General features: G+C 72.7%; 23 protein-coding genes. 15 read left to right on the top strand and 8 right to left on the bottom strand.

Annotated features, from left to right (window positions below; all coding sequences use genetic code 11):
* The first annotated feature begins 28 nt into the window (after positions 1-28).
* Entirely contained in the window at positions 29-607 is a 579-nt protein-coding gene (locus Vau01_RS10125; RefSeq protein WP_203989729.1) for a TetR/AcrR family transcriptional regulator, read from the top strand.
* Positions 608-628: 21 nt separating this feature from the next.
* On the opposite strand, the gene Vau01_RS10120 is transcribed toward Vau01_RS10125, so the two are convergent.
* Positions 629-1,564: a sugar phosphate isomerase/epimerase family protein gene (locus tag Vau01_RS10120; protein ID WP_203989727.1), complete on the bottom strand. Its 936-nt coding sequence runs from the start codon at positions 1,562-1,564 to the stop codon at positions 629-631.
* A gap of 182 nt (positions 1,565-1,746) precedes the next feature.
* Here Vau01_RS10120 and Vau01_RS10115 point away from each other — a divergent pair, with 182 nt between their 5' ends.
* Together Vau01_RS10115 and Vau01_RS10110 are read left to right on the top strand one after the other, a co-directional pair.
* The gene (locus Vau01_RS10115; RefSeq protein ID WP_203989725.1) at positions 1,747-4,506 is read left to right on the top strand and encodes an AAA family ATPase; all 2,760 of its coding nucleotides are present in this window, start codon (positions 1,747-1,749) and stop codon (positions 4,504-4,506) included.
* 69 nt (positions 4,507-4,575) lie between these two features.
* The gene (locus tag Vau01_RS10110; protein WP_203989723.1) at positions 4,576-5,004 is read left to right on the top strand and encodes a hypothetical protein; all 429 of its coding nucleotides are present in this window, start codon (positions 4,576-4,578) and stop codon (positions 5,002-5,004) included.
* Positions 5,005-5,053: 49 nt separating this feature from the next.
* Here the strand turns inward: Vau01_RS10110 and Vau01_RS10105 are convergent, their stop codons facing one another.
* Positions 5,054-5,755, bottom strand: a complete 702-nt coding sequence (locus tag Vau01_RS10105) for an MHYT domain-containing protein (protein WP_203989721.1) — start codon at positions 5,753-5,755, stop codon at positions 5,054-5,056.
* Between the two features lie 356 nt (positions 5,756-6,111).
* On the opposite strand from Vau01_RS10105, the gene Vau01_RS10100 reads away from it, so the two are divergent.
* Entirely contained in the window at positions 6,112-7,731 is a 1,620-nt protein-coding gene (locus tag Vau01_RS10100) for an RICIN domain-containing protein (protein WP_203989719.1), read from the top strand.
* A gap of 33 nt (positions 7,732-7,764) precedes the next feature.
* Here Vau01_RS10100 and Vau01_RS10095 read toward each other — a convergent pair whose 3' ends face one another.
* From Vau01_RS10095 to Vau01_RS10085, 3 genes are read right to left on the bottom strand one after another with little or no spacing between them, the layout of a single operon-like run.
* The gene (locus tag Vau01_RS10095) at positions 7,765-8,004 is read right to left on the bottom strand and encodes a hypothetical protein (RefSeq protein ID WP_203989717.1); all 240 of its coding nucleotides are present in this window, start codon (positions 8,002-8,004) and stop codon (positions 7,765-7,767) included.
* Between the two features lie 24 nt (positions 8,005-8,028).
* Positions 8,029-9,354 carry a WD40/YVTN/BNR-like repeat-containing protein gene (locus Vau01_RS10090; RefSeq protein ID WP_203989715.1) on the bottom strand — a complete coding sequence of 442 codons (1,326 nt, stop codon included), beginning with the start codon at positions 9,352-9,354 and terminating at the stop codon, positions 8,029-8,031.
* Positions 9,348-9,875, bottom strand: coding sequence for a SigE family RNA polymerase sigma factor (locus tag Vau01_RS10085; protein ID WP_203989713.1), 528 nt, complete (start codon positions 9,873-9,875; stop codon positions 9,348-9,350). Before Vau01_RS10085 ends, Vau01_RS10090 begins: the two co-directional genes overlap by 7 nt.
* 101 nt (positions 9,876-9,976) lie before the next feature.
* On the opposite strand from Vau01_RS10085, the gene Vau01_RS10080 reads away from it, so the two are divergent.
* Positions 9,977-11,143 (top strand): MFS transporter, encoded by a 1,167-nt coding sequence (locus Vau01_RS10080; RefSeq protein WP_203989711.1) that lies wholly within the window; start codon positions 9,977-9,979, stop codon positions 11,141-11,143.
* Positions 11,144-11,209: 66 nt separating this feature from the next.
* Positions 11,210-12,403, top strand: coding sequence for a DUF4407 domain-containing protein (locus tag Vau01_RS10075; RefSeq protein WP_203989709.1), 1,194 nt, complete (start codon positions 11,210-11,212; stop codon positions 12,401-12,403).
* Here Vau01_RS10075 and Vau01_RS10070 read toward each other — a convergent pair.
* The 3 genes from Vau01_RS10070 to Vau01_RS10060 form a co-directional block, all read right to left on the bottom strand.
* Positions 12,400-12,930 (bottom strand): hypothetical protein, encoded by a 531-nt coding sequence (locus tag Vau01_RS10070; RefSeq protein WP_239151465.1) that lies wholly within the window; start codon positions 12,928-12,930, stop codon positions 12,400-12,402. The two genes, Vau01_RS10075 and Vau01_RS10070, sit on opposite strands and share 4 nt — an antisense overlap.
* Positions 12,927-14,657: a PHP domain-containing protein gene (locus tag Vau01_RS10065; protein WP_203989702.1), complete on the bottom strand. Its 1,731-nt coding sequence runs from the start codon at positions 14,655-14,657 to the stop codon at positions 12,927-12,929. The genes Vau01_RS10070 and Vau01_RS10065 overlap by 4 nt, the downstream gene beginning before the upstream one ends.
* A gap of 97 nt (positions 14,658-14,754) precedes the next feature.
* Positions 14,755-16,254, bottom strand: coding sequence for a CopD family protein (locus tag Vau01_RS10060; RefSeq protein ID WP_203989700.1), 1,500 nt, complete (start codon positions 16,252-16,254; stop codon positions 14,755-14,757).
* A gap of 110 nt (positions 16,255-16,364) precedes the next feature.
* Between Vau01_RS10060 and Vau01_RS10055 the strand changes: the two genes are divergently transcribed.
* The 9 genes from Vau01_RS10055 to Vau01_RS10015 all read left to right on the top strand — a co-directional run bounded on the left by Vau01_RS10055 (position 16,365) and on the right by Vau01_RS10015 (position 24,272).
* Complete coding sequence (locus Vau01_RS10055; RefSeq protein WP_203989698.1) at positions 16,365-17,096, top strand: alpha/beta fold hydrolase; 732 nt, start codon at positions 16,365-16,367, stop codon at positions 17,094-17,096.
* Positions 17,097-17,117: 21 nt separating this feature from the next.
* Entirely contained in the window at positions 17,118-17,414 is a 297-nt protein-coding gene (locus Vau01_RS10050; RefSeq protein ID WP_203989697.1) for a hypothetical protein, read from the top strand.
* Positions 17,411-17,833: an acyl-CoA thioesterase gene (locus Vau01_RS10045; protein ID WP_203989695.1), complete on the top strand. Its 423-nt coding sequence runs from the start codon at positions 17,411-17,413 to the stop codon at positions 17,831-17,833. The genes Vau01_RS10050 and Vau01_RS10045 overlap by 4 nt, the downstream gene beginning before the upstream one ends.
* Before the next feature lie 53 nt (positions 17,834-17,886).
* Positions 17,887-18,048 (top strand): hypothetical protein, encoded by a 162-nt coding sequence (locus Vau01_RS10040; RefSeq protein WP_203989693.1) that lies wholly within the window; start codon positions 17,887-17,889, stop codon positions 18,046-18,048.
* Positions 18,049-18,067: 19 nt separating this feature from the next.
* Positions 18,068-18,550 (top strand): DUF4265 domain-containing protein, encoded by a 483-nt coding sequence (locus Vau01_RS10035; protein ID WP_203989685.1) that lies wholly within the window; start codon positions 18,068-18,070, stop codon positions 18,548-18,550.
* A gap of 90 nt (positions 18,551-18,640) precedes the next feature.
* Positions 18,641-21,385, top strand: coding sequence for a hypothetical protein (locus Vau01_RS10030; RefSeq protein WP_203989683.1), 2,745 nt, complete (start codon positions 18,641-18,643; stop codon positions 21,383-21,385).
* Positions 21,378-22,193, top strand: coding sequence for an ATP-binding cassette domain-containing protein (locus Vau01_RS10025; protein ID WP_203989681.1), 816 nt, complete (start codon positions 21,378-21,380; stop codon positions 22,191-22,193). Before Vau01_RS10030 ends, Vau01_RS10025 begins: the two co-directional genes overlap by 8 nt.
* A complete protein-coding gene (locus tag Vau01_RS10020) occupies positions 22,190-22,810 on the top strand; it encodes an ABC transporter ATP-binding protein (protein ID WP_203989674.1) in 621 nt (206 codons plus the stop codon). The genes Vau01_RS10025 and Vau01_RS10020 overlap by 4 nt, the downstream gene beginning before the upstream one ends.
* A 364-nt stretch (positions 22,811-23,174) precedes the next feature.
* Positions 23,175-24,272, top strand: a complete 1,098-nt coding sequence (locus tag Vau01_RS10015; protein ID WP_203989666.1) for a multicopper oxidase domain-containing protein — start codon at positions 23,175-23,177, stop codon at positions 24,270-24,272.
* Positions 24,273-24,326: the final 54 nt, after the last annotated feature.

Genomic DNA, 24,326 nt, shown 5'->3' with positions numbered 1-24,326 from the left:
GTCAAGTAAGTAATCGAGGGCGGAGCAGATGAGGGAGCAATCGAACACGCGTCGGCGCATTCAGGAGGTCGCCCTCGAACTGTTCACCGAGCAGGGGTACGAGGCGACCTCGTTGCGCGAGATCGCCGAGCGGCTGGGCGTCACGAAGGCGGCGCTCTACTACCACTTCAAGACCAAGGAAGAGATCATCGGCAGCCTGATCGACGATCGGCTGACGCTGCTGCGCGAACTGGTCGACTGGGCGCAGGCGCAACCCCGCACGCCGGACCTCCGGCGGGAGGTGGTCCGGCGGTACGCCGCTCAACTGCAGGACGTCAAGCACTCGAACATCATGCGGTTCGCCGAGCGGAACCGGACCGCGCTGCGCGACCAGTCCCGCGGCGAAGGGCTGAAAGAGGCGATGATGAACGTGTTCGCCGTCCTGGTCGAGCCCGACGACCCGCTACCGGTGAAGATCCAGAGCGCGCTGTCGATCATGTCGATGCACGTCGGCCTGTTCCTGTTCGACGGCGACGACAAGCACACCGACGACGAGTTGTCCGCCGCCGCGCTGGAGGTGGCGTTGGGGATGATCGACACCGCCGAGTCCGCGCGGCAGCGCGCCTAGGCGTTGCGACGTCGCAACGCCTCAGAAGCGGAGAGCGTCGAGGTAGCGGAAGCCGTTCCGGGCGGTGTCCAACGCCTGGGCGGGGGTTCTCGGCGGGGTGCCGGCGTCGTCGCGTTCGACGATGTACTCGGCCAGGCCCGCCGTGCGGGCGTGTTGGAAGACGCGGCCGAAGTCGATCAGGCCGGAACCGGGGTCGGCGAAGCTGGCGTTGACGTCGAGGTCCTTCACGTGTACCTGCCGGATGCGGCCGCGGTGCTTCTGGATCAGGTCGACCGGGTCGGCCGTGCCGCGCCACGCCCAGAACAGGTCGACCTCCAGGTGCACCAGGTCGGGGTCGGTCTCGGCGGTGAGGATGTCGTAGCCGGTGCGGCGGCGGCCGGATCCGTTCTGGGGGAAGAACTCCAGATGGTGGTTGTGGTAGCCGAAGCTCAATCCGGCGCGCTTCGCCAGGGCGCCGGCCCTGTTGAGGTCGCGGGCGAACGCGGCGTAGACGGCGCCGTCGCGGATCGGCTGGCCGGTGGCGTCGATGCCGAAGAACGGGTGGACGATGTACCGGTTGCCGACGATCGCGGCGTCGTCGAGGGCGCGCTGCCAGGCCGCGGCGTCGAACGGCTGGGGGATGCCGACGTGTCCCGACGTGGCGCGCAGCCCCGCCGCGTCGAGGGCGGCCCGGAACTGGGCGGCGGTGCGCCCGACGAAGCCGGCGTGCTCGATCCGCGTGTACCCGATGCGCCGCAGTTCGGCGAGGCTGCCGGGCAGGTCGATCTGCAACTGGTCGCGCAGCGTGTAGAGCTGCACGCTGATGCGGTCGCGGGGGACGCGGCCGTGGTCGCCGCCGGCGGCCTCGGGATCGGCCTGGGCCGGGCCCGCACCGAGCGTGGTCGCGGCGGTGGCGGCGGTTGCGGCGGCTCCGGCGGCGAGGACGCCGCGACGGGTGACGGACGGGGATCGGGTCATGGCGCATGCCTCCGGTCGGGCGGGGTCGACTTTCGTTCATGTGCATCTACGAATTGACGGGTTCACCGTAAAGCTCCGGGCACCGGAGCGAAAGTGGTCGGGTCCCCGCCAGATGGGTTCTACGCGGCCCGCCGCGCGTGGTACCCCGGACGGAGTCGTAACGCTTCCGGGGGATTTGGGCGATGACTACCCGACTGCACGGCCGCTCAGCGGAGTGCCTCGCAATCGACGAACTGCTGGCGACCGCCGCCGACGGGCGCGGAGCCGTCCTCGCGTTCGTCGGCGAACCCGGCATCGGCAAGTCGGCGCTGCTGGAGTACGGCGCGCACCGGGCCGCGGCCGGGGCACGCGTGCTCGTCGGCCGCGGCGTCCGGTCCGAGCGCGACCTGCCGTTCGGCGTGCTCGACATGCTGCTGCGCCCGGTCGACCTCGATCCGCTCGACCTGCCGGTGCCGCAACGGGCCGCGCTCGCGGCGGCGCTGGCCACCGCCGACCTGCCAACCGGCGGCGTCGACCGGTTCGCCGTCGGTGCCGGGCTGCTCACCGTGCTCACGACGCTGGCCCGGGACCGGCCCGTGGTGGCCGTCCTCGACGACGTGCAGTGGATCGACGAGCCGTCGCTGGCGGCACTCGGGTTCGTGGCGCGCCGGCTGGCCCACGACGCCGTCGCGCTGCTGTTCGCCGGGCGCGGCGCCGACGGCGTCCGGGATCTTCCACGGATCGACCTCGCCGGCCTCGACGGGCCTGCGACCACCGACCTCCTGGCCGAGCGCGGGATCCCGGTGCCGCCCGACCGTGTCGACCGCCTGGTCGCGCTGACCGGCGGGAACCCGCTCGCGCTGGTCGACCTGCCCGGGCTGGCGCCGGACCTGATCGACGGCCCGGCGGAGCCGCTTCCGATCGGCATCGTGCTCGCCGACGCGTACGGCGAGCGGATCGACCGGCTGCCGGCGGCGACCCGGCGGGCGCTGCTCGTCACCGCGCTGTTGCACGACGCCGACACCGCGACGCTGTTCGCGGCGCTGGCGAGCGACGGCGCCGACGGGACGGTGCTCGCCGCCGCCGAGGACGCCGGGCTCGTCACGGTGACGCCCGCGGGCGTGCGGTTCCGGCATCCGCTGGTGCGTTCGGCGTGCGTGCAGCGGGTGCCGCACAGCGACCGCCGGGCCGCGCACGCGGTGATCGCCGGCGCGCTCGCCGACGACGCGAGCGTGCACGGCCGGGCCCGCCGGGCGTGGCACCTGGCCTCGGCGGCGTACGGGCTGGACGAGTCCGCCGCGGCGGCCCTGCACGAGACGGCCGACCGGGCGGTCCTGGCGTCCGGGTACGCGTCGGCGTCGGCCGCGTACGAGCGGGCCGCGCAGCTGTCCGCCGGCCCGGAGGTGCGGGCCGGGCGCCTGTTCGCCGCGGCGGCGGCCGCGTTCAACGCCGGCCGGACCGACCGCAGCGCCCGCCTGCTGGCTGCCGCCCGCGCCGCGGCGCCGGCGGCGGAGGAGATCCGCGCCGAGGTCGAGGCACTGCTGGGACGCGTACAGACGCGCAGCGGCGACACCGGCGCGACGTTCGACCGGCTGGTGGCCGAGGCGGACCGGGTCCGCGGGCACCGGCCAGACCTGGCCGTGAAGATCCTCGCCGCGGCGTTCGGGGCGGCGGTGTACTCCGGCCGGGGCCACGACGCGTTGGCGGTGATCCACGAGGCGACCGCGCTCATCGCCGACGACCCGGGCCCGCTCGCCGTCTACTGCCGGTGCGCGGCGATCATCGTGCGGACGCTGCTGGGCGAGGCCACCGACGCGAAGGAGCTCGACCACGAGCTGGTCGGGTCCACATTGGACGGTGACCTGCCGGCCGAGGCGCTGCCGCTGATCGCCGACATGGCCTACGGGTACGCGGTGCTCGACGCGTTCGACCGGGCCACCGAGCTGCACGACCGGCTCAAGCGCATCGCCCGCGAACGGTCGGCGGTCGGGCTGATGGTCTGGCCGATCGGCGAGCAGGCGCTGGTCGACTTCCGGCGCGGGCACTGGCGCGAGGCGTACGCCGGGATCCTGGAGGCGGAGCAGTTGGCGATCGACACCGGTCTGGTCAACGAGATCGCCAACACCCGTCACCTGCGGGCCGGGATCGCCGCCGCGCGCGGTCACCGCACCGAGTGCGTCCGGTACGCCAACCTGGTGCTGGAACAGTCCCGCGCGTCCGGGACGGTGGTGCTCGACCTGCTGGTGCAGGGGCTGCTCGGCGGGCTGGAACTGGGCCTCGGCCGGCCCGACGCGGCGCTGGCGCCGCTGGAGACGGCGCGCCGGCTGGCGACCGAGACCGGTTTCCAGGAGGCGATGCACTTCCCGTGGGCGGCCGACCTCGTCGAGGCGTATGTCCACTGTGGACGGACGGCGGACGCCGAGCCGGTGGTCGAGGCGCTGGAGGCGCAGGCGGCGCTCACCGGCCGGCCGCTCACCGGCGCGCTGGCCGCCCGGTGCCGCGGGCTGGTCGACCCGCTGTTCGCCGACCACTTCGAGGAGGCGCTGAGCCTGCACGAGTGCGCCGGGCGTCCGTTCGAAACCGCCCGCACCCGGTTGGCGTACGGCCAGCGGCTGCGCCGCCAGCGCTCCCGCGCCGAGGCCCGCACCCAGCTCCGGGCCGCCTGGGAGACGTTCGCCGCGCTCGGCGCGGAGGGCTGGGCCGAGCGGGCGCACCGGGAACTGCGGGCCACCGGGGTGGAGCTACCGGCCCGGCTGCACCGCGGCGCCGATTTGCTGACGCCGCAGGAACTGCAGGTCGCCCTCGTGGTCGAGACCGGTGCCAGCAACCGGCAGACGGCCGAGCGGCTGTTCGTCAGCACGAAGACGGTCGAGTACCACCTCAGCCACGTCTACCGGAAGCTGGGCATCACGTCGCGGGCCGACCTGGGGGCGGCCCTGGAGACGACTAGGGTGCGCCCCTGATTCGCGGCACCCCGGTGGTGGCGGTCAATGGAGTCTTCGTTGATTCCCTCTGCTGGTTGGGAGACCACCATGACCGCCGTATCCGACATCATGATCCTCGACCCGTCGAGCACGCCGTACGTCTATCCGCCCGATCCGCGGTACACCCGCATCGCGGTCGACCTCAACCAGGGCGCCGGCGGCAAGTACATCTTCGCGGCCTACCTGCGTGACGAGGGCACTCCGATCCGCGGACTGTTCGTGTCGGTCCAGTCCGATGCCGAACCCCACGTGCCGCCCGGGTTCACGGTGCTCAACGTCGACCTCAACCAGGGCGCCGGCGGCAGCTACGTGTATCTCTGCTACACGCGCGACACCGACGCCGGCGACCCGGTCAACGATCTGACCGTCGTCGCGGGTGACAACGAGGATCCGCCCCTGCCCGACGGCTGGAAGCTCGTTCCGGGCGACCTCAACGCCGGCGCGGGCGGCGCCTACGTCTACTTCATCTACCGCTGAGAGCCTGGCGGCCGGCCCTTGTCGGGCCGGCCGCCCACGGCCGCCGTGGTCAGGTCCGGTCGGCGACGACGCGCCGGTGGTGCGCCCCGGCCGGGGCCTCCTCCATGCTCGGGGTGCTGCTCACCGTCGCGTACGCCAGGCCCATGATCATTACGCAGGCGATGATGGCGATCGGCGCGAGCAGTTCGAACGTCTCCAGCCCCTCCACCCGGGCGCCTGGATCGGTGAGCCGCACCCGGATCGCGAGCATGCCGGTGTAGTGCATGCTGCACACCGCGACCGCCATGATCAGGGCCGCGCCGACCATGGCCGTCGTTCCGCGCAGGACGGCGGCGAACCACAGCGCCACGGTCGCGGCGACGACGGCCACGCCCACCGACGCGGCCACGTACTTCAGGTCGAACGAGATCTTTCCGCCGACCTGCATCGAGAGCATGCCGGTGTAGTGCATCGCGGCGACGCCGATGCCGGTGATGACGCCACCGGTGACGACCTTCAAGGTGCCGGGCCGGGTGAAGATCGCCGTGAACAGGCCGACGGCCACGATGACCACCGCGATCGCGAAACTCAACGCGGTGATCGGCAGGTCGTAACGCACCGGTGAATCCGGCACGTCGAAACCCACCATGGCCATGAAGTGCATCAACCAGATCCCGGTGCCACCCAGCGACAACGCCGAAAGGATCAGGTACCGCACCCGCTGGGAACCGCGGGCATCACGGGCCTGCCGGGCGAGGATCAGGCTCAACAACGAACCGATGAAAGACAAGACGAACGCCAGGACGGGATTGACCGACCCGTACGCGAAATGGTGAACCGGTGCCATCTATCCCCCGAATCGTGAACACAGACGTATCAGGCGATGAACCCTCAGGTACATCGACAGGTACGAAAACATCGCGCGCATGGTTGCACCGTTTTTCGATTTCCAGCGACACACGGGTCGGGTGTCGGAACATTGACACACGCCACGGCGGGCCACCAGAATCGGTCCAACGCATAGACCTGAATCGATCAGCGCGTGTCAGGGTGTTGTGAACGTTCACATCCGTGGCGGTGGGAGCGGGTTCGTCGAGCGGGTCCCCGGCTCAGCCCAAGGAGAACTTCATGCTGCCCGCCACCCACTCCCGATCGGCCGCACGGTGGATCGGGGCGCTCGGCGCCGTCCTCACCGTGCTGCTCGCCGCGTTGGCGATCGTTCCGAACCGGGCCGCCGCCGCCACGGTCGACACCAACGCCTGGTACGTACTGGTGAACCGGCACAGCGGCAAGGCGCTCGACCTGTACAACTTCGCCACCACCGACGGCGCGCCGATCGTCCAGTGGGCCCGTAACGACGGGAACCAGCAGCAGTGGCAGTTCGTCGACTCCGGCGGCGGCTACTACCGCTTGAAGTCGCGCCACAGCGGCAAGGTGCTCGACATCTTCGAGCACTCCACCGCCGGCGGCGCCAACGTCGTCCAGTGGGCCGACGCCAACGGATTCAACCAGCAGTTCCGGCTGGCCGACTCGGCCGGCGGCTACGTGCGGCTGATCAACCGCAACAGCAACCTCGCCCTCGAGGTGTGGGAATGGTCCACAGCGGACGGTGGACGCGTCTCCCAGTTCGACGACCTCGGCGGCAACAACCAGCAGTGGCAGCTGGTCCCGGTGACCGCGGCCCCCGGCACCGGCTGCGGCTCCGGGTCGTTCAATGCCGAGGTGACCGTCAGCGGCAGCACCTGGACCGCCCGCAACGGAAGCTCCACCGTGTACACCGGCACCAGCATGCTGTCGGCGATGCAGGGCGCGGTGAACAGCCTGAGTTCCGGCCGCACCAGCAAGCAACGCGTGGTCGTGCGCGGGTCGGGCTCGGTGAGCGCGGCGAGCAGGCTGTCGCTGCCGAGCTACACGGTGCTCGACGTGTGCGGGACGATCAACGTCACCGGGTCCGGATCCGGTGACATGGCACCGGTCTACTCGCGCGGCACCACCGACGTCGAGATCCAGAACCTGACCCTCACCGGCACGCCCGTCTACGGCATCTTCATGCGCAACGTGAACAACCTGACGCTGGGCCGCATCGACATGCGGGTGAGCAGCGGCCTCGGCGTGCGCATCGACAACCACGGCGGCGACCGCGCGGTGAAGGTCCGCAACATCCGCATCGACACCGTGTACGCGCAGGGCACCAGCTCGCACGGCGTGGAGACCTACGGCGTCGACGGCATCACCATCGGCACGGTGACGGCCCGCAACGTCGGCGAGTCCGGGCTGCTGTTCAACGACACCATCAACGCCACGGTCGGCACCGTCGACGCGCAGAACGCCGGCACCGGCACCGGGTACGCGGCGTTCCGCATGGCCAATCGCAACGGCCGTGTCGGCAGCAGCTACCCGACGAACATCCGGGTCGGCACCGTCATCGCCAGCGGCGGCGGCCGGGGCATCTTCTGCGTCTCGGAGAGCGGCGGCGCCGTGATCGACCGCGTGACGATCAACAACACTGGCAACAACTCGATCCTGATCGAGAACTGCTACAACGTGACGATCGCCGGCGTGTCCGGCACGGTGACCGGCGGTGGCGAGGTCCGCGTCGCGGCCCGCACCGAGTTCCCGATCTCGTCGGGGATCACGTTCCAGAACCTCACCGTCACGAATACGAACATCACCCAGAACCCGTGCGGCGGCGCCAACAACGTCGTGCGCAACGTCACCCGCGTCAACTCGACCCTGAGCTGGTGTTGACCGGAACGAGCTGAGCGCCACCGGCCTGGGGGATCAGGCCGGTGGCGCCGCCTCACCGAGCGCCGACCGCAGCACGCTGATGCGCCACCACGTGCCGTTGAACAGCGCGTCCACCTTGATCTGAACGTCGTCGATGCCCTCGACACCGAAGCCACCCCGGCCGGGGTGCGAGACCAGCTTGAACCCGGCGTCGGTGAACCAGCTCAGGGCGTCTGACCGGGCGTCGGACGGACGCCGCGCCTCCGCGATGACGACCCACTCCTGATCGCTCACGGAACAGATTGTGTATCACCGGTCCTAGATCCTCACCGGGTGCCTGGTGAATCGGAGCCCGTCGGTGGACCGGTAGACGGAATCGACGTCGAACGCCAGGTAGAGGCCCGGTGCGTGGGTGACGACACCGAACATCGGTGCGTTGGCGAGGCCCAGGTAGGGGGTGAGCCCGGTCGGTCCGGCCGGCTCGTAGCTGTGCCCGTTGTCGCGGCTCACGTACCACTGCTGCACCCAGCCCGACACCGTCATCACGAAGTGGGTGCCGTCCCGGGCGACGAAGGATGCCTGGAGGTCGACCTGGTTGCCGAAGAGCGCCGTCCCGGAGTCGACGCGTTGCCAGGTCTGTCCCGCGTCCCCGGTGCGGTAGACGTGGTGGGTCGAGCTCGCCGGCCCGGGCGTGGGATTCGCCCGGGTCGTCTTTCCCGCGTGGTACTCGCTGACGACGGCGTACCCGGTGACGCCGTCGACGCTGGCCGCCGTGACGCCGCTCTCCCTCGGCTCGGCCGCGAAGGCGTGCACGGTCCAGGATCGGCCGCGGTCGGTGCTCACGGCGACGGCCGGCGCCTTCTTCTCCTCGTCGTAGCCCTCCACCCAGAAGCCCGCCGCCGCGGGGACGTTGACCACCGAGCTCACCGTGAACCCGGGCGGCGTGGCCAGCGGCGCCGAGCGGGCGGTGGCCGGGTCGACGACGACCAGGCCCGGGCACGGGTGCTGGCTCGGTATGTTCCGGCACTCGAGCCAGCCGTTCGCCGGCACCGAGGTCACCGGCGTGGTGGTGGCCTGCACGTCCGTCCAGGACCGGCCGCCGTCCGTGCTGATCTTCGGGATCCGGACCTTCGTGACCGGACCGCTCTCCACGACGTCGGTCCGCTCGACCGTCCGGTAGAGCACCCCGGCGGCCGGCGCGGTCACGTAGTAGTCGTTGGACGGGTCGCCCAGGTCGGTCGAGCGCAGGGTCCAGGTGGCTCCGGCGTCGTCCGAGCCGAGCAACTGGGTGGTGCAGTCGGTCCCGGGGCAGCGGGTGATCACCGCGTAGAGGTGGTCGGCGTCGGTGGCGGCGGCGAAGACCACGCCACCGTCGCGGGTTCCGTTCGGCAAGCCGCCGAGGGGTGACGGCGTCGGTGTCGGTGTCGGCGGCACGGCCACCTCGTGCCCGGCCGGGGGTTTGCGCACCTGCATGCCCACGATCGTCGCCACCAGGAGGGCCACCACCGCGACGGCCGTCCACACCTCGACCCGCCGCTGCCGCCGTCGCCACGCCGCGGCGTACACCTCGTCGGCGGTGAGCCGGCTCGGCGGCATGTCCCCGTCGGCCGCGTCCATGAAGCGTTCGTAGATCCGGTTCACCACGTGCCCTCCACCGTCGTCAGGTCCCCGTTCTCCGCCAGCAGGTCGCGGAGCTTCGCCAGCCCGCGCGCGGCCTGGCTGCGGACCGTCCCCTCCGAACACCCCAGGGTCTGCGCGGTCGCGGCCACGTCGAGGTCCTGGTAGTAGCGGCAGACCAGCACCGCCCGCTGGCGCGGCGGCAGCCGCCGCAGGGCGGCCAGGAACGCGGCCCGATCGGTGGAACCGCTGTCGGCCGGCACCGCGACGTCGGGTGGCTCGGCGACGCTGCGCTCGCGGCGGCGCCACACCCGCCGAAGGTCGGCGAAGTATGCGCGCACCAGGCAGGTCCGGACGAAGGCGTCGAGCGCCTGCCGGTCGTTCACCTTGCGCCAGCTCACCGCCAGGCGCATGAACGCGTTCTGGGTCAAGTCGTCGGCCCAGTGCCAGTCGCCGCACAACATGTAGGCGGTCCGGCGCACCGTGTCACGCCGGGCCGCGAAGTACTCGCGGAACTGTCTGTGCTCTTCCGGGTCCCCGCTCGGCATCGCACCTCCTCGCATCTAGGTGCCCGGCGGGTGGCAATTCTGTTGCACGTGGTTCGATTTCCGCTCAGGATCTTCGTCGATACGACCCCGGGAGTGTGAGCATGCCGGTCCTGCTGGCCTACGCCGGGTTCGTGCTGGCCGGGCTGTCCGCCGGGGTCAGCGGCGTGCTCCTGCCCGCGCAGATCGACGACTACGGGGTCGACAAGGCCGTCATCGGGTTGACGTTCTTCGCGTTCGCGGCCGGGTTCCTGCTGGCCGGCGCCGCCTCCGGCCCGCTGCTGCACCGCATCGGCATGCGGGCCACGCTCGTGCTCGGCGGGTCGGCGGCCGTCCTCTCGTGGCTCTTCCTCGCCACCCGGCCGGTGTTCGTCCTCTTCCTGGCGGTGCAGGTGACGGCCGGGTTCGGCACCGGCGTGATCGAGTCGGTGCTGAACGTCTACCTCACCGGGCTGCCGAACGCGACCACGCTGCTCAACCGCCTGCACGCGTTCTTCGGCGTGGGCGCGCTGATCGGTCCGCTGCTGGCCGCCTGGATGCTGGGGTTCACCACGTGGCCGATGGTGTGGCTGGTGCTGGCGGTGGTCGCGATGCCGGTGGTGGTCGGGTACCTGCTCGTCTATCCGCGGCAGGAGCCGCCGGCGGAGGGGGAGCAGCGGCCCGGTCTGCTCGGCCGCGCGGCCCGGGTTCCGGCGGTGCTGTTCGCCGGCGCGTTCCTCACCGTGTACGTCGGTCTGGAGATCGGCGTCGGTAACTGGGCCTACACCCTCCTCACCGAGGAGCACGGCCAGGGCCCGCTCCTCGCCGGGTGGTCGGTCAGTGCCTACTGGCTCGGCCTGACGCTCGGCCGGTTCGTCATCAGCCCCGTCGCGGGCCGGGTGGGTCTGTCGGCGGCGGGCACGTCCTTCGTGTGCCTTTTCGGGGTGACGGGCGCAGCGCTGCTCGGCTGGGTCGCGCCGACCGGTGCGGTGGTGAGCGTGGCGCTGGTGGTGATGGGGTGCTTCCTGGGCCCGCTGTTCCCGACGGCGATCGCGGTGCTGCCCGACGTCGTCGAGCCCCGGCTGGTCCCGACGGCCATCGGCGTCGTCAACGGCTTCTCCGTGCTGGGCGGCGCGCTGTTCCCGTGGCTCGCGGGCGCGCTCGCCCAGGGCGTCGGCGTCTGGACGCTGCTGCCGTTCGCCACCGTGCTCGCCGTCGCGCAGTTGGTGCTGTGGCGCGAGGTCGTCACGCGGATGCGCATTCGCCAGCGCCCGCCGGGCGCGCCGACGTAGCCTGAGCCTGCGCCCGCGGCCAGCGGCCGCCAACAGCCAGCCGGCCCCACAGCCAGAGGATGATCGATGACTCTGCTGGACGAGCCTGAGCCGGCCGGCCGCCGGTCGGCCGTCGGCGACGCCCTGATCGTCGCGGGGAACGCCGAACCCGCCCTCGCCACCCGCACCGGCGAGCGCGGCGTGTACGCCGCCCTCGGCGTCACGGTCATCGCGGTGGGCGTCATCGCCGCGGCGACGTCGATCAGCGCGATCGCGACCGCGACCGACCTGGCGTGGTGGCTCATCGTGCCGATCGGCCTGTTCTGGGGCCTCACCCTGTTCGCGTTCGACCGCGGGGTCATCCTCGGCGCGCCGCGGCGGGTCGACATCGGCGGGCTCACCTCGGTGATCCCGTACGTGGGCCGGATGCTGGTGAGCGTCTTCGTCGGCATCGTCGTCGCCGACTTCGCCTGCATGGTGCTGTTCGCGCCGGACATCGAGGCGCGCCTGGCCGAGACGAACGCCAGCCGCTACACCGCCGTCGTCCAGACCGAGCAGCAGGCCCGGGAGAGCAAGCTCGTCGTGGAGGAGGAGGCGGTCCGGCAACGCGCCGAGGCGCTGCGCCTGCTGGAGGCCGAGTACGCCTCCGCCCAGCAGGCCGCCGACGCGGAGATGCGCGGCACCGGCGGAACCCGGCTGATCGGCCAGGGCCAGGTGTGGCAGCGCAAGCAGGCGCACGCCGACACGGTCCGGGCCAACCGCGACAAGGCCGCGGCCGACCTGGCGACCGCACAGTCCACCCTGGACAAACGCCGCGCCGAAGTGGCCGACGAGGCGCAGGCGACCGCCGCGACCGCCGACACGCAGGCGACCGACGTGCACCGCGCCACCGGTCTGCTGTCGCGCCACGAGGCGATGGTCGACCTGGTCCGCCACGACAACGGCGCGCTGATGCTCCTGCTGATGGTGACGATCGTGTTCCTCGCCGTCGACCTGCTGCCCGTGCTCGGCAAGCTGATGACCGGTAACACCGTGTACGAGCAGGAGCGCCGGGAACGCGCCCGCGACCTGCTGCACCAACTCGAGATCGAGCGGGAGATCCGCAGCGCGCAGCACGACGAACGCATCTCCGAGGACGCCACGCTGCGCGCCGACATCGAACGGTCGCGGAGCCTGGCCGAGCGCCGGGTGGCCCAGCAGGCGTTGGAGTACGAGACCGAGTTCAAGCTGGCCCGCCTCCAGGCCCAGCACAACGACCGGATGACCGCCCTGATGCGTTAAGCGTGGTCGGCGCAGCAGGGGGTCGGGTTGGGGACCTCGAACGGCGCGACCCGGCCGTCCGGCGCCGGCGTGGTCACCAGCGTCAACCGGCCGTCCCTCCACTGTGGACGGACGAAGTCGCGGGTGTCGACGACCGTGTCCGGTGCCGGTGGCGGCGCGCCGAGCACCACCACCGCGTCGATCGCGCTGCCGGCGACCAGATCGGCCACGGTGAGCGTCCCCGTGAGGTTGTCGCGGCCCGGGAAGTGCGACGCGCGACCGGACCGGCCCGCGACGTGCTCGGCGCGGGCCTGCTCGGCGGCGCGGGCCAGCGGTTCCGGCACCTCGGGGAGGCCCGCCGGCACGTCCGGCCCGGGCACGGCGATGCTGACCGCGACGTGCGGCCACGGTGCCCGGACCAGGTGGGTGCAGGCGACCACGCCGTCCTCGGCGTCGAGGCCGGTGGCGGTGAGCACGTCGTCGAGCCAGTGCTCCGCCTCCGACACCGTGCCGTGGCCGGCGTCGAGTCCGATGTAGACGGACGTCACCGGGGGAGGACCCAGATCGGGTTCGCGTAGAACCACAGGTCGCCCCACGGGTCGGCGCTGCCGACGACGTCCATCGCCGGGCCGACCGGGTCGACCGCGGCGCCGTTGAAGCCCGCCGCGGTGCGGTTGCCGTCGGTGCCGCGCACCCGCACGTAGAACGGGGCGTCGACGCGTGGGAAGCGGTGCGTGAACGAGACCCGCTTCTTCCCGGCGGTCACCTCGAACGACTTGACGACCTTCGTGCCCGGCGCGGTGAAGACGTCCTTGTCGGCGGCCGGTCCGGTCACCGCGCCGGCGATGACGTCGACGCGCGTGAGGACCGGCAGGATCTGCGCCCAGTTCGGCGTGGTGGCCAGGTCGATGTCGATGGTCAGTTCGACGGAGGAGCCGCGCCGGACGCTCAGCGCCCCGCCGAGCGTGGTGCCGCCGTCGCGGTCACCCTGGACCTTGACGCGGACGTCGAGGTTGCGGATCAGGCCGCCGTGGTCGACCCAGATGCGCCCGTCCCGGATGCCCTCCATCACGGCCCGGTAGCTCGCGCCGGCGGCGCCGACGTGGGTCTTGCTGTAATAGCCCGGCCAGAAGTCGCCGGCCGCCCCGTTCGGCACCCCGCCGTGCACCGGGTCGTTGTAGGCGCCGTTGGCGTTGAAGTCGCTGTTCGGGCCGCGCACGGCCGTGTCGAGGTAGATGGTGTGCGCGTCGGAGTTCGCGGTGACCCACCACGGCCGGCCCTCGGCGAGCAGGCTGTCCCACAGCCCGCCGACGGTCGCGGTGAAGAAGTCGAAGCCGCCCCAGGTGCGGTAGCTCTCCAGCGGGTAGCCGGGGAACGACGCGGCCGACGGGGCGTTGTCGTAGAAGCCGCGTCCGCTGCCCGGTCCGTGCGGCGCCGGGATGCCGGCGGCCTGGTGACCGGGCGCGCCCTCCATGCCGACCGCGACGCCGGGAGCCGCCTCGCGCCAGCCGCGGAACTCGTGCGGCGAGTCGACGCCGCGGCGGGCCGGGTGGTTCGCGAGGAACAGGGCGTGCTCGACCCGACGGCGCTTGACCGCGTCGGCGAGGAAGTTCAGACCGGCGATCGCGTGCGCCTCGTTGGCCGGCGTCGACCCGCTCGTGTTGGTGACCGTGCCGTCGAAGGCGTTCTCGAACTCCTTGAGGACGGCGACCTCGTTGCGGCCCGGCGTGACGAACACCGTGCCGTGCTCGGCGGCCGGGATGTTCCACTCCAGGCCCTGGAAGATGAGCATGTCCGGCAGCTCTTCGCGGGCCGCGACGATGTTCGGGTTGACCTTGTCGACGCCGATCTTCGCGTGCGCCACACTGCCGTGGTCGGTGACGACCATCCAGTCCAGCCCGTACGCGGCGGCGTGCTGGGCCTGGTCGATCACCCGGTACATCGCGTCGGAGCTGTACTGGGTGTGGATGTGGTGGTCGCCGGCGAGCCAACGCAGGTTGCCGGGCCGGCTGCGGTCGTCGTCGCGGTGACCACCGTCGCCTCCCTCGGCGACAGACCGGCTGCTGCCAGCGTCGGCTGATGCGGCGCCGGCGCCGGCGAACACGCTTCCGGTAGCGGCGCCGGCCCCGAGCAGGCCGGCGTTGCGCAGGAACCCGCGCCGGGTCACCTCGTCGGGCGACAGTTCACTGTCCGGGACCGAGGTGTCCAGCACCGCCGGCACGTCGTCCGGCGCGAACGGCACATCGTGGCCGTGGTGGTGATGACCGTGACCCATCGCGTTCTCATTTCGGTTCTGCCGTCGGTGACGGGCAGAAGCTACCGATGGCCGGTGAGCACACAGCGACGCGCGGATGAACGGCGAACGACCGGCGTCAACCTGTGCGGGGGCTCGGCCTTGCCGGTGACCAGACCAGGCAGCCGGCGGCGACGACGGCGAGGTACGACAACAGGTGGACGCCGTGGCGGGTGGCGGCCCAGTCCTCGACGACGCCCACCGCCAGCCCGAACCCGGCGGCCGCGTACAGCGTCACCGCGAGGTCGGGCCGGCGCAGCACCCGCAGCGGGCGGCTGTCGGCGGCGGCGGCGAGCCGGTCGGCACCCGCGGCGCGGGCCAGCCCGGCCGGGCTGCCGGCCACCAGCAGCGCCGGCACCACGAACGCCGCCACGAGCGGCTGCAGCACGGCGACCGTCGCCGACGCGTCCACCGTCGCGAAACGCAGGGTGCCGGCCGCGACCAGCAGCGACCACCCGGACACCCAGGCGGCCGTTCGTCGACCCGACCAGCCCGGGACGCTACGGACGCCGGCCACGTACGCGGTGACCACGACCACCGCGAGGAGCAGCAGCACCGGTTCGGGGATCCAGCGCACCGCCGGGGTGAGCGGGGTGTCGAACACGACCGCGCCGAGTTCGTTCGGCGGCGCCGAGCGCGCCAACGCCACCGCGAGCCCCATGGTCGCGGCGAGCACGAGGAGTTCCACGCCCGCGACCCGGGCGAACACGCGGGGACGTCCGGCGGCGAGCGCCGGCAGCGACCGGCGGCGGTGCCACCACCCGAACGCGCCCAGCACCACGAGGGCGGCGGCCTTCGTGAGGAGGATCGCGCCGTAGCGGGTCGACGTGAAGTCCGACCACCGCTCGACGCGGGCGGCGGCGCCGACCACGCCGGTGGCCACGGTGACCGCGAAGCACCACAGGGCGATGCCGGAGAACCGCTCCACGGCCACCGCCGGTTGCCGCGCGCCGAGCACCAGCGCGAGCAGCCCGCCGGTCCACACCACGGCCGCCGCCGCGTGCAGCATGAGCGCCGACGTGATCACCTGGTGGTTGCCGGCGGTGCTGGCGTGCCCGGCGGCCACCGGCGGGAGGACCGCGACCACCGCGAGCGCCATGAGCACGGCGGCCCCGTCGGCGCTGGTTGCGAAGCGGCAGCCGGCGGCCACCACGGCGGCCAGCACGAGCGTCATGAGCAGCGCCTGGCCGGTGGGTACCTCGGTGACGAAGAACCACACCGCCTTGGGGTGCAGCGCCTGCCGCACCGGGACGCCGAACACCTCGGCCGTGCCGGCGCAGATCCGGACCGCCGTCACCGCCGTCCAGACGAGGGCCGCGACCGCGACCGGCCGCGGGCGTCCCCCCGACAGGAACCCGGCGGAGAGCAACAGACCGACGACCGCGACCGCCGACAACGTCCCGGCGGTGCCGGCGACGGGCACCAGCCACGGCGCCCAGCCGAGGTCGAGCCCGAGCACGTCGGCCATGCGCGCGTTCTCGGCCGTGTCGCGCGCGGAGACCGCCAGCGCCACGACCGTGGCGAGCACGACGCCGGTGCCGCCGAGCAGCACGGACCGCCGCACCACGGGGGTTGTCATGCCGCCGGCGGTGGTCGGCGCGGTGGTCGGAGCGGTGCTCGTTGTCACGCCCGGTGGTACGCGGCGGGCGGCCGCGCGGGTCCGTGCCCCGGCCGCCGTTAGGCTGCGGCGTGATCAAGGTTCGGGTGGTCGAGGTCGGCGGATCGCGGATGAGCTACCGCGAGACGGGTGACGCCGGCGGGCCGGCCGTCGTGCTGCTGCACGGCGGCGGCAGCGACGCGTCGACCTGGGACCGGTTCGCCGGCGTGCTCGCCGCGGCCGGGCGCCGGGTCATCGCGCCCGACCTGCCCGGTCACGGCGGCACCGCCCGGTTCCGGAGCTATTCGCTGGCCGGCTACCGGGACGCGGTCACCGGGCTGCTGGACGTGCTCGCGCTGGACCGGCCGGCGCTGGTGGGGCACTCGCTCGGCGCGCACACGGCGTCACTCGTCGCGCAGGAGCGGCCCGACGGGGTCAGCCGGCTCGTGCTCGAGGACCCGCCCGCGCCGGCCCGGGACGGCGTCGCGACCGCGGTGCTGTCGCCCGCGCGGGTCACGTTGCTCTTCGCCGGCGCGTTGCTCCGCCGGCGCCGCTACCACCCGACGGCGTTGACCTCGGCCATCCGCGAACTGCGCCGGCCCGACCCCGGGTGGTGGGACCGGCTGCCCGCGATCACCGCGCCGACACTGGTCCTCTCGGGCGGACCGACGAGTCACCTCCCGCCGGACCGCCTCGCCGACGCGGCGGCCCGGATCCCGGGCGCGGAGTTCGTGACGATCCCGGTCGGTCACCGCATTCACAGCCTGGCGCCGGACCGGTTCGCGGCCGTCGTCGCGCCGTTCCTATTGCTATCCGATCGCTAGCGATCGGTATACGATCGGAGCATGGACACCCGTGCCGCCGCCGCGGCCCTGCGGCTCATCGCGCGCGGCTTCACCGACCTGGCCGACGCGCTCGACGACGAACCGGCCGTGCCGGAGGACGACCGCATCGCCGCGGTGCTCGACGAATGGGGATCGCGCGGACTGACGCGCGAGGAGGCGAGCGCGCTGTTCCGCCGGCACGGGTTCGCACCGCAGACCGCGGGCGGCTGGGCGCGCGGCGACTGGATCGAGACCCGCGACGGGCTCCGGTACGCCAGCGCCCGGTCGCGGGAGTGGCTGCGGGAGCGGACGGCATGAGCACCTTCTCCGTGCCGATCGAGGTGCGGTCGTACGAACTCGACCCGCAGGGTCACGCCAACGGCGCGGTGTACGTCCAGTACGCCGACCACGCGCTGTACGCCTGCGTACGGGCGGCCGGCGTCGACGTCGACGCACTGCTGCGCTCCGGCGTCGGCCCGGTCAACATCGAGACCACCATCCGATACCACCGCGAACTCCGCGGCGGCGACGAGGTGACCGTCTCTTGCGCGTTCGCGTGGGGCGAGGGCCGGACGTTCCGGGTCCATCGCGAGTTCCACAACCGCGAGGGCGCGCTGGTGGCGGAGGTCAGCACGGTCACCGGGCTGCTCGACCTGGACACCCGCCGGCTGGTCGACGACCCGGGTGCCCGCTGGCGCGCGGTCGCGGATCGCCCGGACCTCCTCGGCCTCGCGTAGCAGCCGGCGTATGCCCGGTTCGCAGATCTTGCTACGCGGATGTTCGACTTCCGGTGCACCGCAGGGCAGGCCGGCTCGACGAGGCGTTTCTTCGCCTCTCGCGCTCGCGCCCATGCCTCCTGCTGTCACCGGAGGACTACGAGGACCTGCTCGTCGACCTTCGCCGCTACCGCCGGCGGGCGGCCCGACGAGACGCGGATCGCGCGCTGACGTAAGGGTGGAAGAATCGCGGCCGTGGAGGTCGAGAAGGTCGAGCGCGAGCATACGCACGTCATGCTGTTGGCCGGTGGGACAGCGGAGGGGCAGCCCGTTCACGAGCAGGTGCCGGCAACGGTGGTGTCGCCCGGTGTGTACGACGTTCTCGCCAGCCCGGCGCTGGTCTACGACTGCGCGGCGGGCGACCGGATCCGGGTCACCGAGGACGGAACCTTCGAGGTGCTGCGACGCGGCGGCAACCTCTGCCTCGTGATCTGGCCCGCCGCACCACCGGCCGACCCGGACATCACCGTTCTGACCACCGCGTTCGAGCGCCTCGGCGGAATCGTCGAGACGCCGGTGCACCGGAGGTTCATCGTGATCACGGTGCCGGTGTCGGCGGGCTTCCCCGCGATCGAGGAAATCGTCGATCACTGGACCGCTGATCATGAGTGCCCCTGGAGCTACGGGAACGTCTACGACGCCGACGACAAACCGCTGAACTGGTGGCTGGCGCCGTAGTGGGTACCCGGTTGGGATCGGCGTTCAGTGGACCTTGGGGGTGGCCCGGGGCAGGATGTGGGCGGGCTGTCGGCGGGGGAGGTCGAACGGGTGCGCTGGCCATTGGTGGCGGCCGTGGTGACGGGGTGGTTGCGGCAGGGGCCGTGGACCGTCCTCGTGCTGGCCGTGTTCACCGTGGCGTCGCTCGCCGCGGCGTCCGCGCCGATCTTTGACGAGGCGTCGGACAACGCGGTCTTCGCCAGCCGGCTGGCGGCGATCTCGCCGACGGCCAGCCAGGGTGAGGACGTGGCGGTGCGGCTCACCGCCTCCGCGTCGCCGAACAGCGCCGACCAGCAGACAGCGATCGCGGACCTGCGCGGGGTGCGGCACCTGTCGGAGCCGACGTTGGGTGGGGCCTCGGTCGGCATGGAGTCGGTGCGGCCGAAGCGGTGGGAGGCGACGGTGACGGCCGGCGGGCGGGCGCTGACCGCGCGACTGCTCGCCGTCACGGATCCGACCGCGCGGCTGGTGCCGGTCGGGGAGGCCGGAAGCGACGGGGTCTGGTTGCCGGAGCCGCTGGCCACCGATCTCGGGGTGCGGGCCGGCGACACCGTCACCTACCGGATCGACACCCTGGGCGCGAACCCGGACGGGGTCGCGGTGCGGATCGCCGGGGTCTACGCGGTCGCCGGCAGCCGGTTGCCGGCCGACCCGCCCGGCGGTGCCGCGTCGTGGGCGCGGGAGCAGCGCGACTTTCCGGGTGACACGCAGGCGTCGACGTTGAAGGCGCACCTGCTCATCGGCGACATCGACACGATCGAACGGCTGGCCAAGGCGAGCGGCGACCGCATGCTGTGGTGGGCCGACGCGAAGCTCACGCCCGGCACCACCCTGGTCGAGGCGCGCACGGCCGCGCGCGAGGTCGAAGAGGTCCGGCGCCGCTACCTCGGCCGCATGGTCGACGCCGGCCCGGTGACGCCGCGGGTGGCCAGCGGGATCGCGCAGGTGGTCGCCGACGCGTCCGGGACGGCGGAGGCGGTGCAGCGGCGGACCCGGGTATCCGGCTGGGCGGCGCTGGCAGTCGGGCTCGCGTCGGTGCTCGCGATCGGCCTCCTCGCGGTGCGGCGACGGCGGCTCGAACTGCGGCACAGCGTCGGGTCGGGGCTGGCACCGTCCACTGTGGGCATTCTGTGGTTCGTGGAGCACCTCGTGCCGGCGGTGCCCGCGGCGGTCGCGGGCTGGGCGCTGGCGCGGGTGCTGGTCGAGCGGTTCGGGCCGCCCGGTCCGGTCACGGCCGTCTCGCTGCGGCCGGCTCTGGTCGCGGCCGGACTTGCCGCGCTCGCCGGTCCGGTGACGGTCGCGGCGGTGGCCGCGCTGTCGGCGGCGCGACGCGTGCGGCCGGCCGTACCGGTCTCGCCGCGGCGGGCGCGGCCGTGGGGGCTGCTCGTGATCGTGGCGGCGGCGGTCGCCGGGGTCGGGATGTGGGGCACCACGCAGGCGCGGGGCGTCGACCGTGTCGTCCCGATGCTGGTGTTCGCCGCGGCCGGGGTGCTCGGCGGCACGCTGGCCGTGCGGCTCGCGTCCCTGCTGAAAGGAACGACCACCACGGACCGCAGGCCGATGGTTGTCGGCTGGCTGCTGCGCCGCCGGCTCGCGGCCGGCGGCGAACGGGTGCTGACCGTGGTGCTGCTGGCCACCGGCCTCGGAATGCTGGTGTTCACCGTGTCGGCCGTGGACACCGTGGCGGTGAACATCGACGACCGGGTGGCGACGTCGGCCGGTGCCGCCGCGGTCGCCACGATTCCGGGCTCCTGGGTGCTCGACGACCAGGCGGTGAACCGGCCGCCCGAGCCGAAACCGGAGGACGGGCCGGCGCCGGAGGGCCTGGTGCCCGGCGTGCGCACGCCGCCGCTGCCCGCACACGCCGCGTTGGTGTGGCGGCTCGACGCCACGACGCCCTACGACGACGGGCTTCGCGACCTCGTCGTGGTCGAGCCGGAGTCGTTCCTGCGGGTCGCCGACTGGGGTCGCGGCGCCGACCTCGCCGCCGCCCGGAATGCGTTGCGGCGACTGGCGACCGCGGACGTGTCCGGATCGAAGGTTCCGGCGATCGTGGTCGGCGATCCGTCGCTCGCGCGCGTCGACGACGTGCCGGTGAACCTCGCCGGGTGGAACGGGCAGATGCTGGTGATCGCGAAGCTGCCGGCGTTCCCCGGGCTCGGGAACCGCGCGCTGTACGTCGTGCCGGACGCGGCCATGTTCCGCCATCTGGGGCGCGACGATCCGCGGCTGCGCCCGACCGGCGGCGCGCCCAGTTTCGCCCGCACCGAGCTGTGGAGCTCGACCGGGCAGCGTGGCATCGACGAGGTGGTGGCGCCGCGGTCGGTCGACGCCGGCCTGGTCTCGACGATCGAGCAGTACCGGCAGGACGCGGACTACGTGGCGGCCCGCCAGTCCCGCGGCTACGAACTGGCCGTCGCGGCGTACCTGGCGCTGCTGGCGATCGTCGCGCTGGCGCTGCACGCCGACCGGACGGCGGTGGCCGCCCGGCCCGGTGACCTGATGCTCGCCCGCGTCGGTGTCGGACGCGCGAAGGTCGTGGGTGCCCGGGTCGCGGAACTCGTCACGCTGGTCGTGGTGGCGTTGGCGTGCGCGGTGGGCGGGCTGGCGGTGCTGCGTCCGATGGCGGCGCGGCTGCTCGACCCGGTGCCGGATCAGGTGCCGGTGCTGCGGTTCGGCGTGCCGGCGTCGGCGGTGGGCGTCACCCTGGGGGTTGCGGTGGTGGCGGCGGCGCTGGCCGTTCTTCTGGTGATCGTGCGCTCGTCGGCGCGGGAGGAGGAGGCGTTCCGTGGCTGATGAGGGGCTTCTCGCCGGTGCCGAACTGCTGCAGTTGTATCCGGCGCCGACCGGTGCGACGCAGGCGCTGCGCGGCGTCGACGTCGTGGTGCGGCCGGGCCGGGTCACCGCGATCACCGGGCCGTCCGGCAGCGGGAAGTCCACCCTGCTGGCGATCCTGGCGCTGCGCGAGCGGCCGGCCGGCGGCGAGTTGCGCTGGCGCGGCCGTGCGGTGTCGGCGCTCGGCCGGCGCGACCTGCACCGGATCCGTCGCCGCGAGATCGGCTGGATCGCGCAGGTGCCCGGCCACTGCCTGTTCCCGCAGTTGACCGCTCGGCGGCAGCTGACGCAGGTGGCGCGCCTGCGCCGCGTCCACCCGGATCCCGACGCGGCCCTGCGCGCCCTCGACCTGACCGCGCGCGCCGGCGCCCGGCTGGCCGCGATGTCGGGCGGGGAACAGCAGCGCCTCGCCGTGGCCGCGGCGGCGGTCGGGCCGCCGGCGCTGATCGTCGCCGACGAACCGACGGCCGAACTCGACGACGACACCGCCGAACTGGTGCTGGCGCACCTGCGCTCGTGCGCGACGGCGGGGGCGGGCGTCGTGATGGCCACGCACGACGCGCGGGCGGTCGCGTTCGCAGACACCGTGCTGCACCTGAGCCGGGGCGTGCTGTCCGGGACCACCTCGCAGACCGACAACGGCCGGGCGCACGCGACCGCGATCGACGGTCAGGGCCGCATCCAGTTGCCGGCCGCCGCGCTGGCGCTGTTCCCGGCCGGCCAGGTCGTGGTGACCGTGCGGGACGGCCACGTGGAGCTGCACCCGTGAGTCTTGTCGAGGCGTCCGGGGTTTCGCACACGCGCGGGTCGACGACCGTGCTGCACGACATCTCTGTGGAGCTGCGGCCGGGGCGGCTGGCCGTGCTCGCCGGGCGGTCGGGGTCGGGCAAGTCGACGCTGTGCCACCTGGTCGCCGGCGTGATGACGCCGACCGCGGGCACCGTGCGCGTCGACGGCCGGCCGGCGCACCGGGTGCGTGACTGGGCGACGGTGTCGCTGCTGCCGCAGCGGCTCGCCCTGGCCACCGAGTTGACCGTGGCCGAGAACGCGTTGCTGCCGGCCCGGATCCGCCGCCGCACGCCCGACCCGGAGCTGCTGGAGCGGCTCGGGCTGGCCGGGATCGCGGGGCGTCCGGTGCACCAGACGTCGCAGGGCGAGCAGCAGCGCACGGCGTTGGCCCGGGCGCTGGTACTGGGATCGGCGGTCGCGGTGCTCGACGAGCCGACCGGCCACCAGGACGACGAGCACGTCGGCATGGTGATCGACGCGCTGAAGGCGGCCGTCGCCGGCGGGACGCTGGTGCTCGTGGCCACCCACGACGAGCGCATCATCGACGTCGCCGACGACGTGCTCCGCCTGCGTTCAGGTCATATCGAACCGGTCTGAATGGTCTGGTCCACCAGACCTCACTGCCCGATGAGGCATTCGTGCTGGTCTCCGCGTGTCGGCGCGCCTTATCGAGCGCCGTCGCTACGCTGAGCGTCGAAAGGCTGTCGATGCGATTCGAACGCGGAGATCGAGGTCGATCGTACTGATGCCGGACTTTATTGATGAAGCTCTTTACTTTTGATCGGTCAGTACATAAGTTTCTCCCAGAACCCCCAAAGTTCCTCGTAGAACCACTTTCCAGCGGCGCGGCTACCGCCGGCATGCGCAGTTCGGGCGTCCTTCTGGCCACTGGGCCAAGCGTGGCTCAACCGTGCGTGCCTCACGCGGCCAGTCGCACCTCACGCAGATGTAAGGGGGACGGATGGGCCAGCACGCCGATCTGTTACGCAGGCTCCTGTCGCGGCGTTCGGTGCTGGTCACCGGCGCGGCGGCGGCCACTCTCCCGGCGGCGGCGCTCGGCAGCGTGATGACCGGGAACCCGCCACCCGCCAAGGCCGCGGGGGCCACCCGCCGGGTCACCATCTACGCGGAGGCGTTGCCGGGCAACCTGTACGGCTACGGCCTCGCACCCGGACAGGCGACGATTCCCGGCCCGCTGCTGGAGATGTACGAGGGCGACACCCTGGAGGTCACCCTCGTCAACAACACCACGCAGCGGTTGTCGATCCATCCGCACGGCGTCGACTACAGCACCGAGTCCGACGGCAGCCCGCTGCACCTGTCCTTCAACAACCCCGGCGAGACCCGGGTCTACACGTGGCGGTCGCGGGAGATGTCCGCAGCCGCCGGCCGGCGTTTCATGCCCGGCAGCGCCGGCTACTGGCACTACCACGACCACGCGATGGGCACCGACCACGGCACCGGCGGCCTCATCCGTGGCCTGTACGGCGGGCTGATCGTCCGCCGGCGCGGTGACATCCTGCCGGAGAAGCAGTTCACGGTCGTCTTCAACGACCAGATGATCAACAACAAGATCGCCCCGAACGCGCCGATGTTCGAGGCCAACCTGGGCCAGCGGGTCGAGTGGATCGCGATCGGGCACGGCAGCCTGTTCCACACGTTCCACCTCCACGCCCACCGGTGGGCCGACAACCGCACCGGCATGCTCGAGAGCACGACCGACCCCAGCCAGGTCGTCGACAACAAGGATCTCAACCCGGGCAACTCGTTCGGGTTCCAGGTGCTCGCCGGAGAGGGCGTCGGCCCGGGCGTGTGGATGTACCACTGCCACGTCCAGTCGCACTCCGACACCGGCATGGTCGGCCTGTTCCTCGTGCGCAACGCCGACGGCAGCATGCCGCCCGGCGCGCAGGAGGCCATCGACCGGTATCACGGCGCCAACCACGCCGCCATGCAGCAGGCGACGGCCGACGCGCACGGCCTGGCGGCACCCCAGTTCATCGCCCCGCCCGAGGTGCACGGCCCCGACCCCGCACGGGCGCACACGCACGGCGACTGACGCGGCCGCGCGGCGCGAGCCGCGAGGCCGCACACCCCTCCCCACACAGAAGGA

It is taken from the genome of Virgisporangium aurantiacum (genome assembly GCF_016863635.1).
Taxonomy (GTDB): Bacteria; Actinomycetota; Actinomycetes; order Mycobacteriales; family Micromonosporaceae; genus Virgisporangium; species Virgisporangium aurantiacum.
The sequence above is the reverse complement of the archived record's forward strand: the minus strand, read 5'-3'. Positions and strand labels throughout refer to the sequence as shown.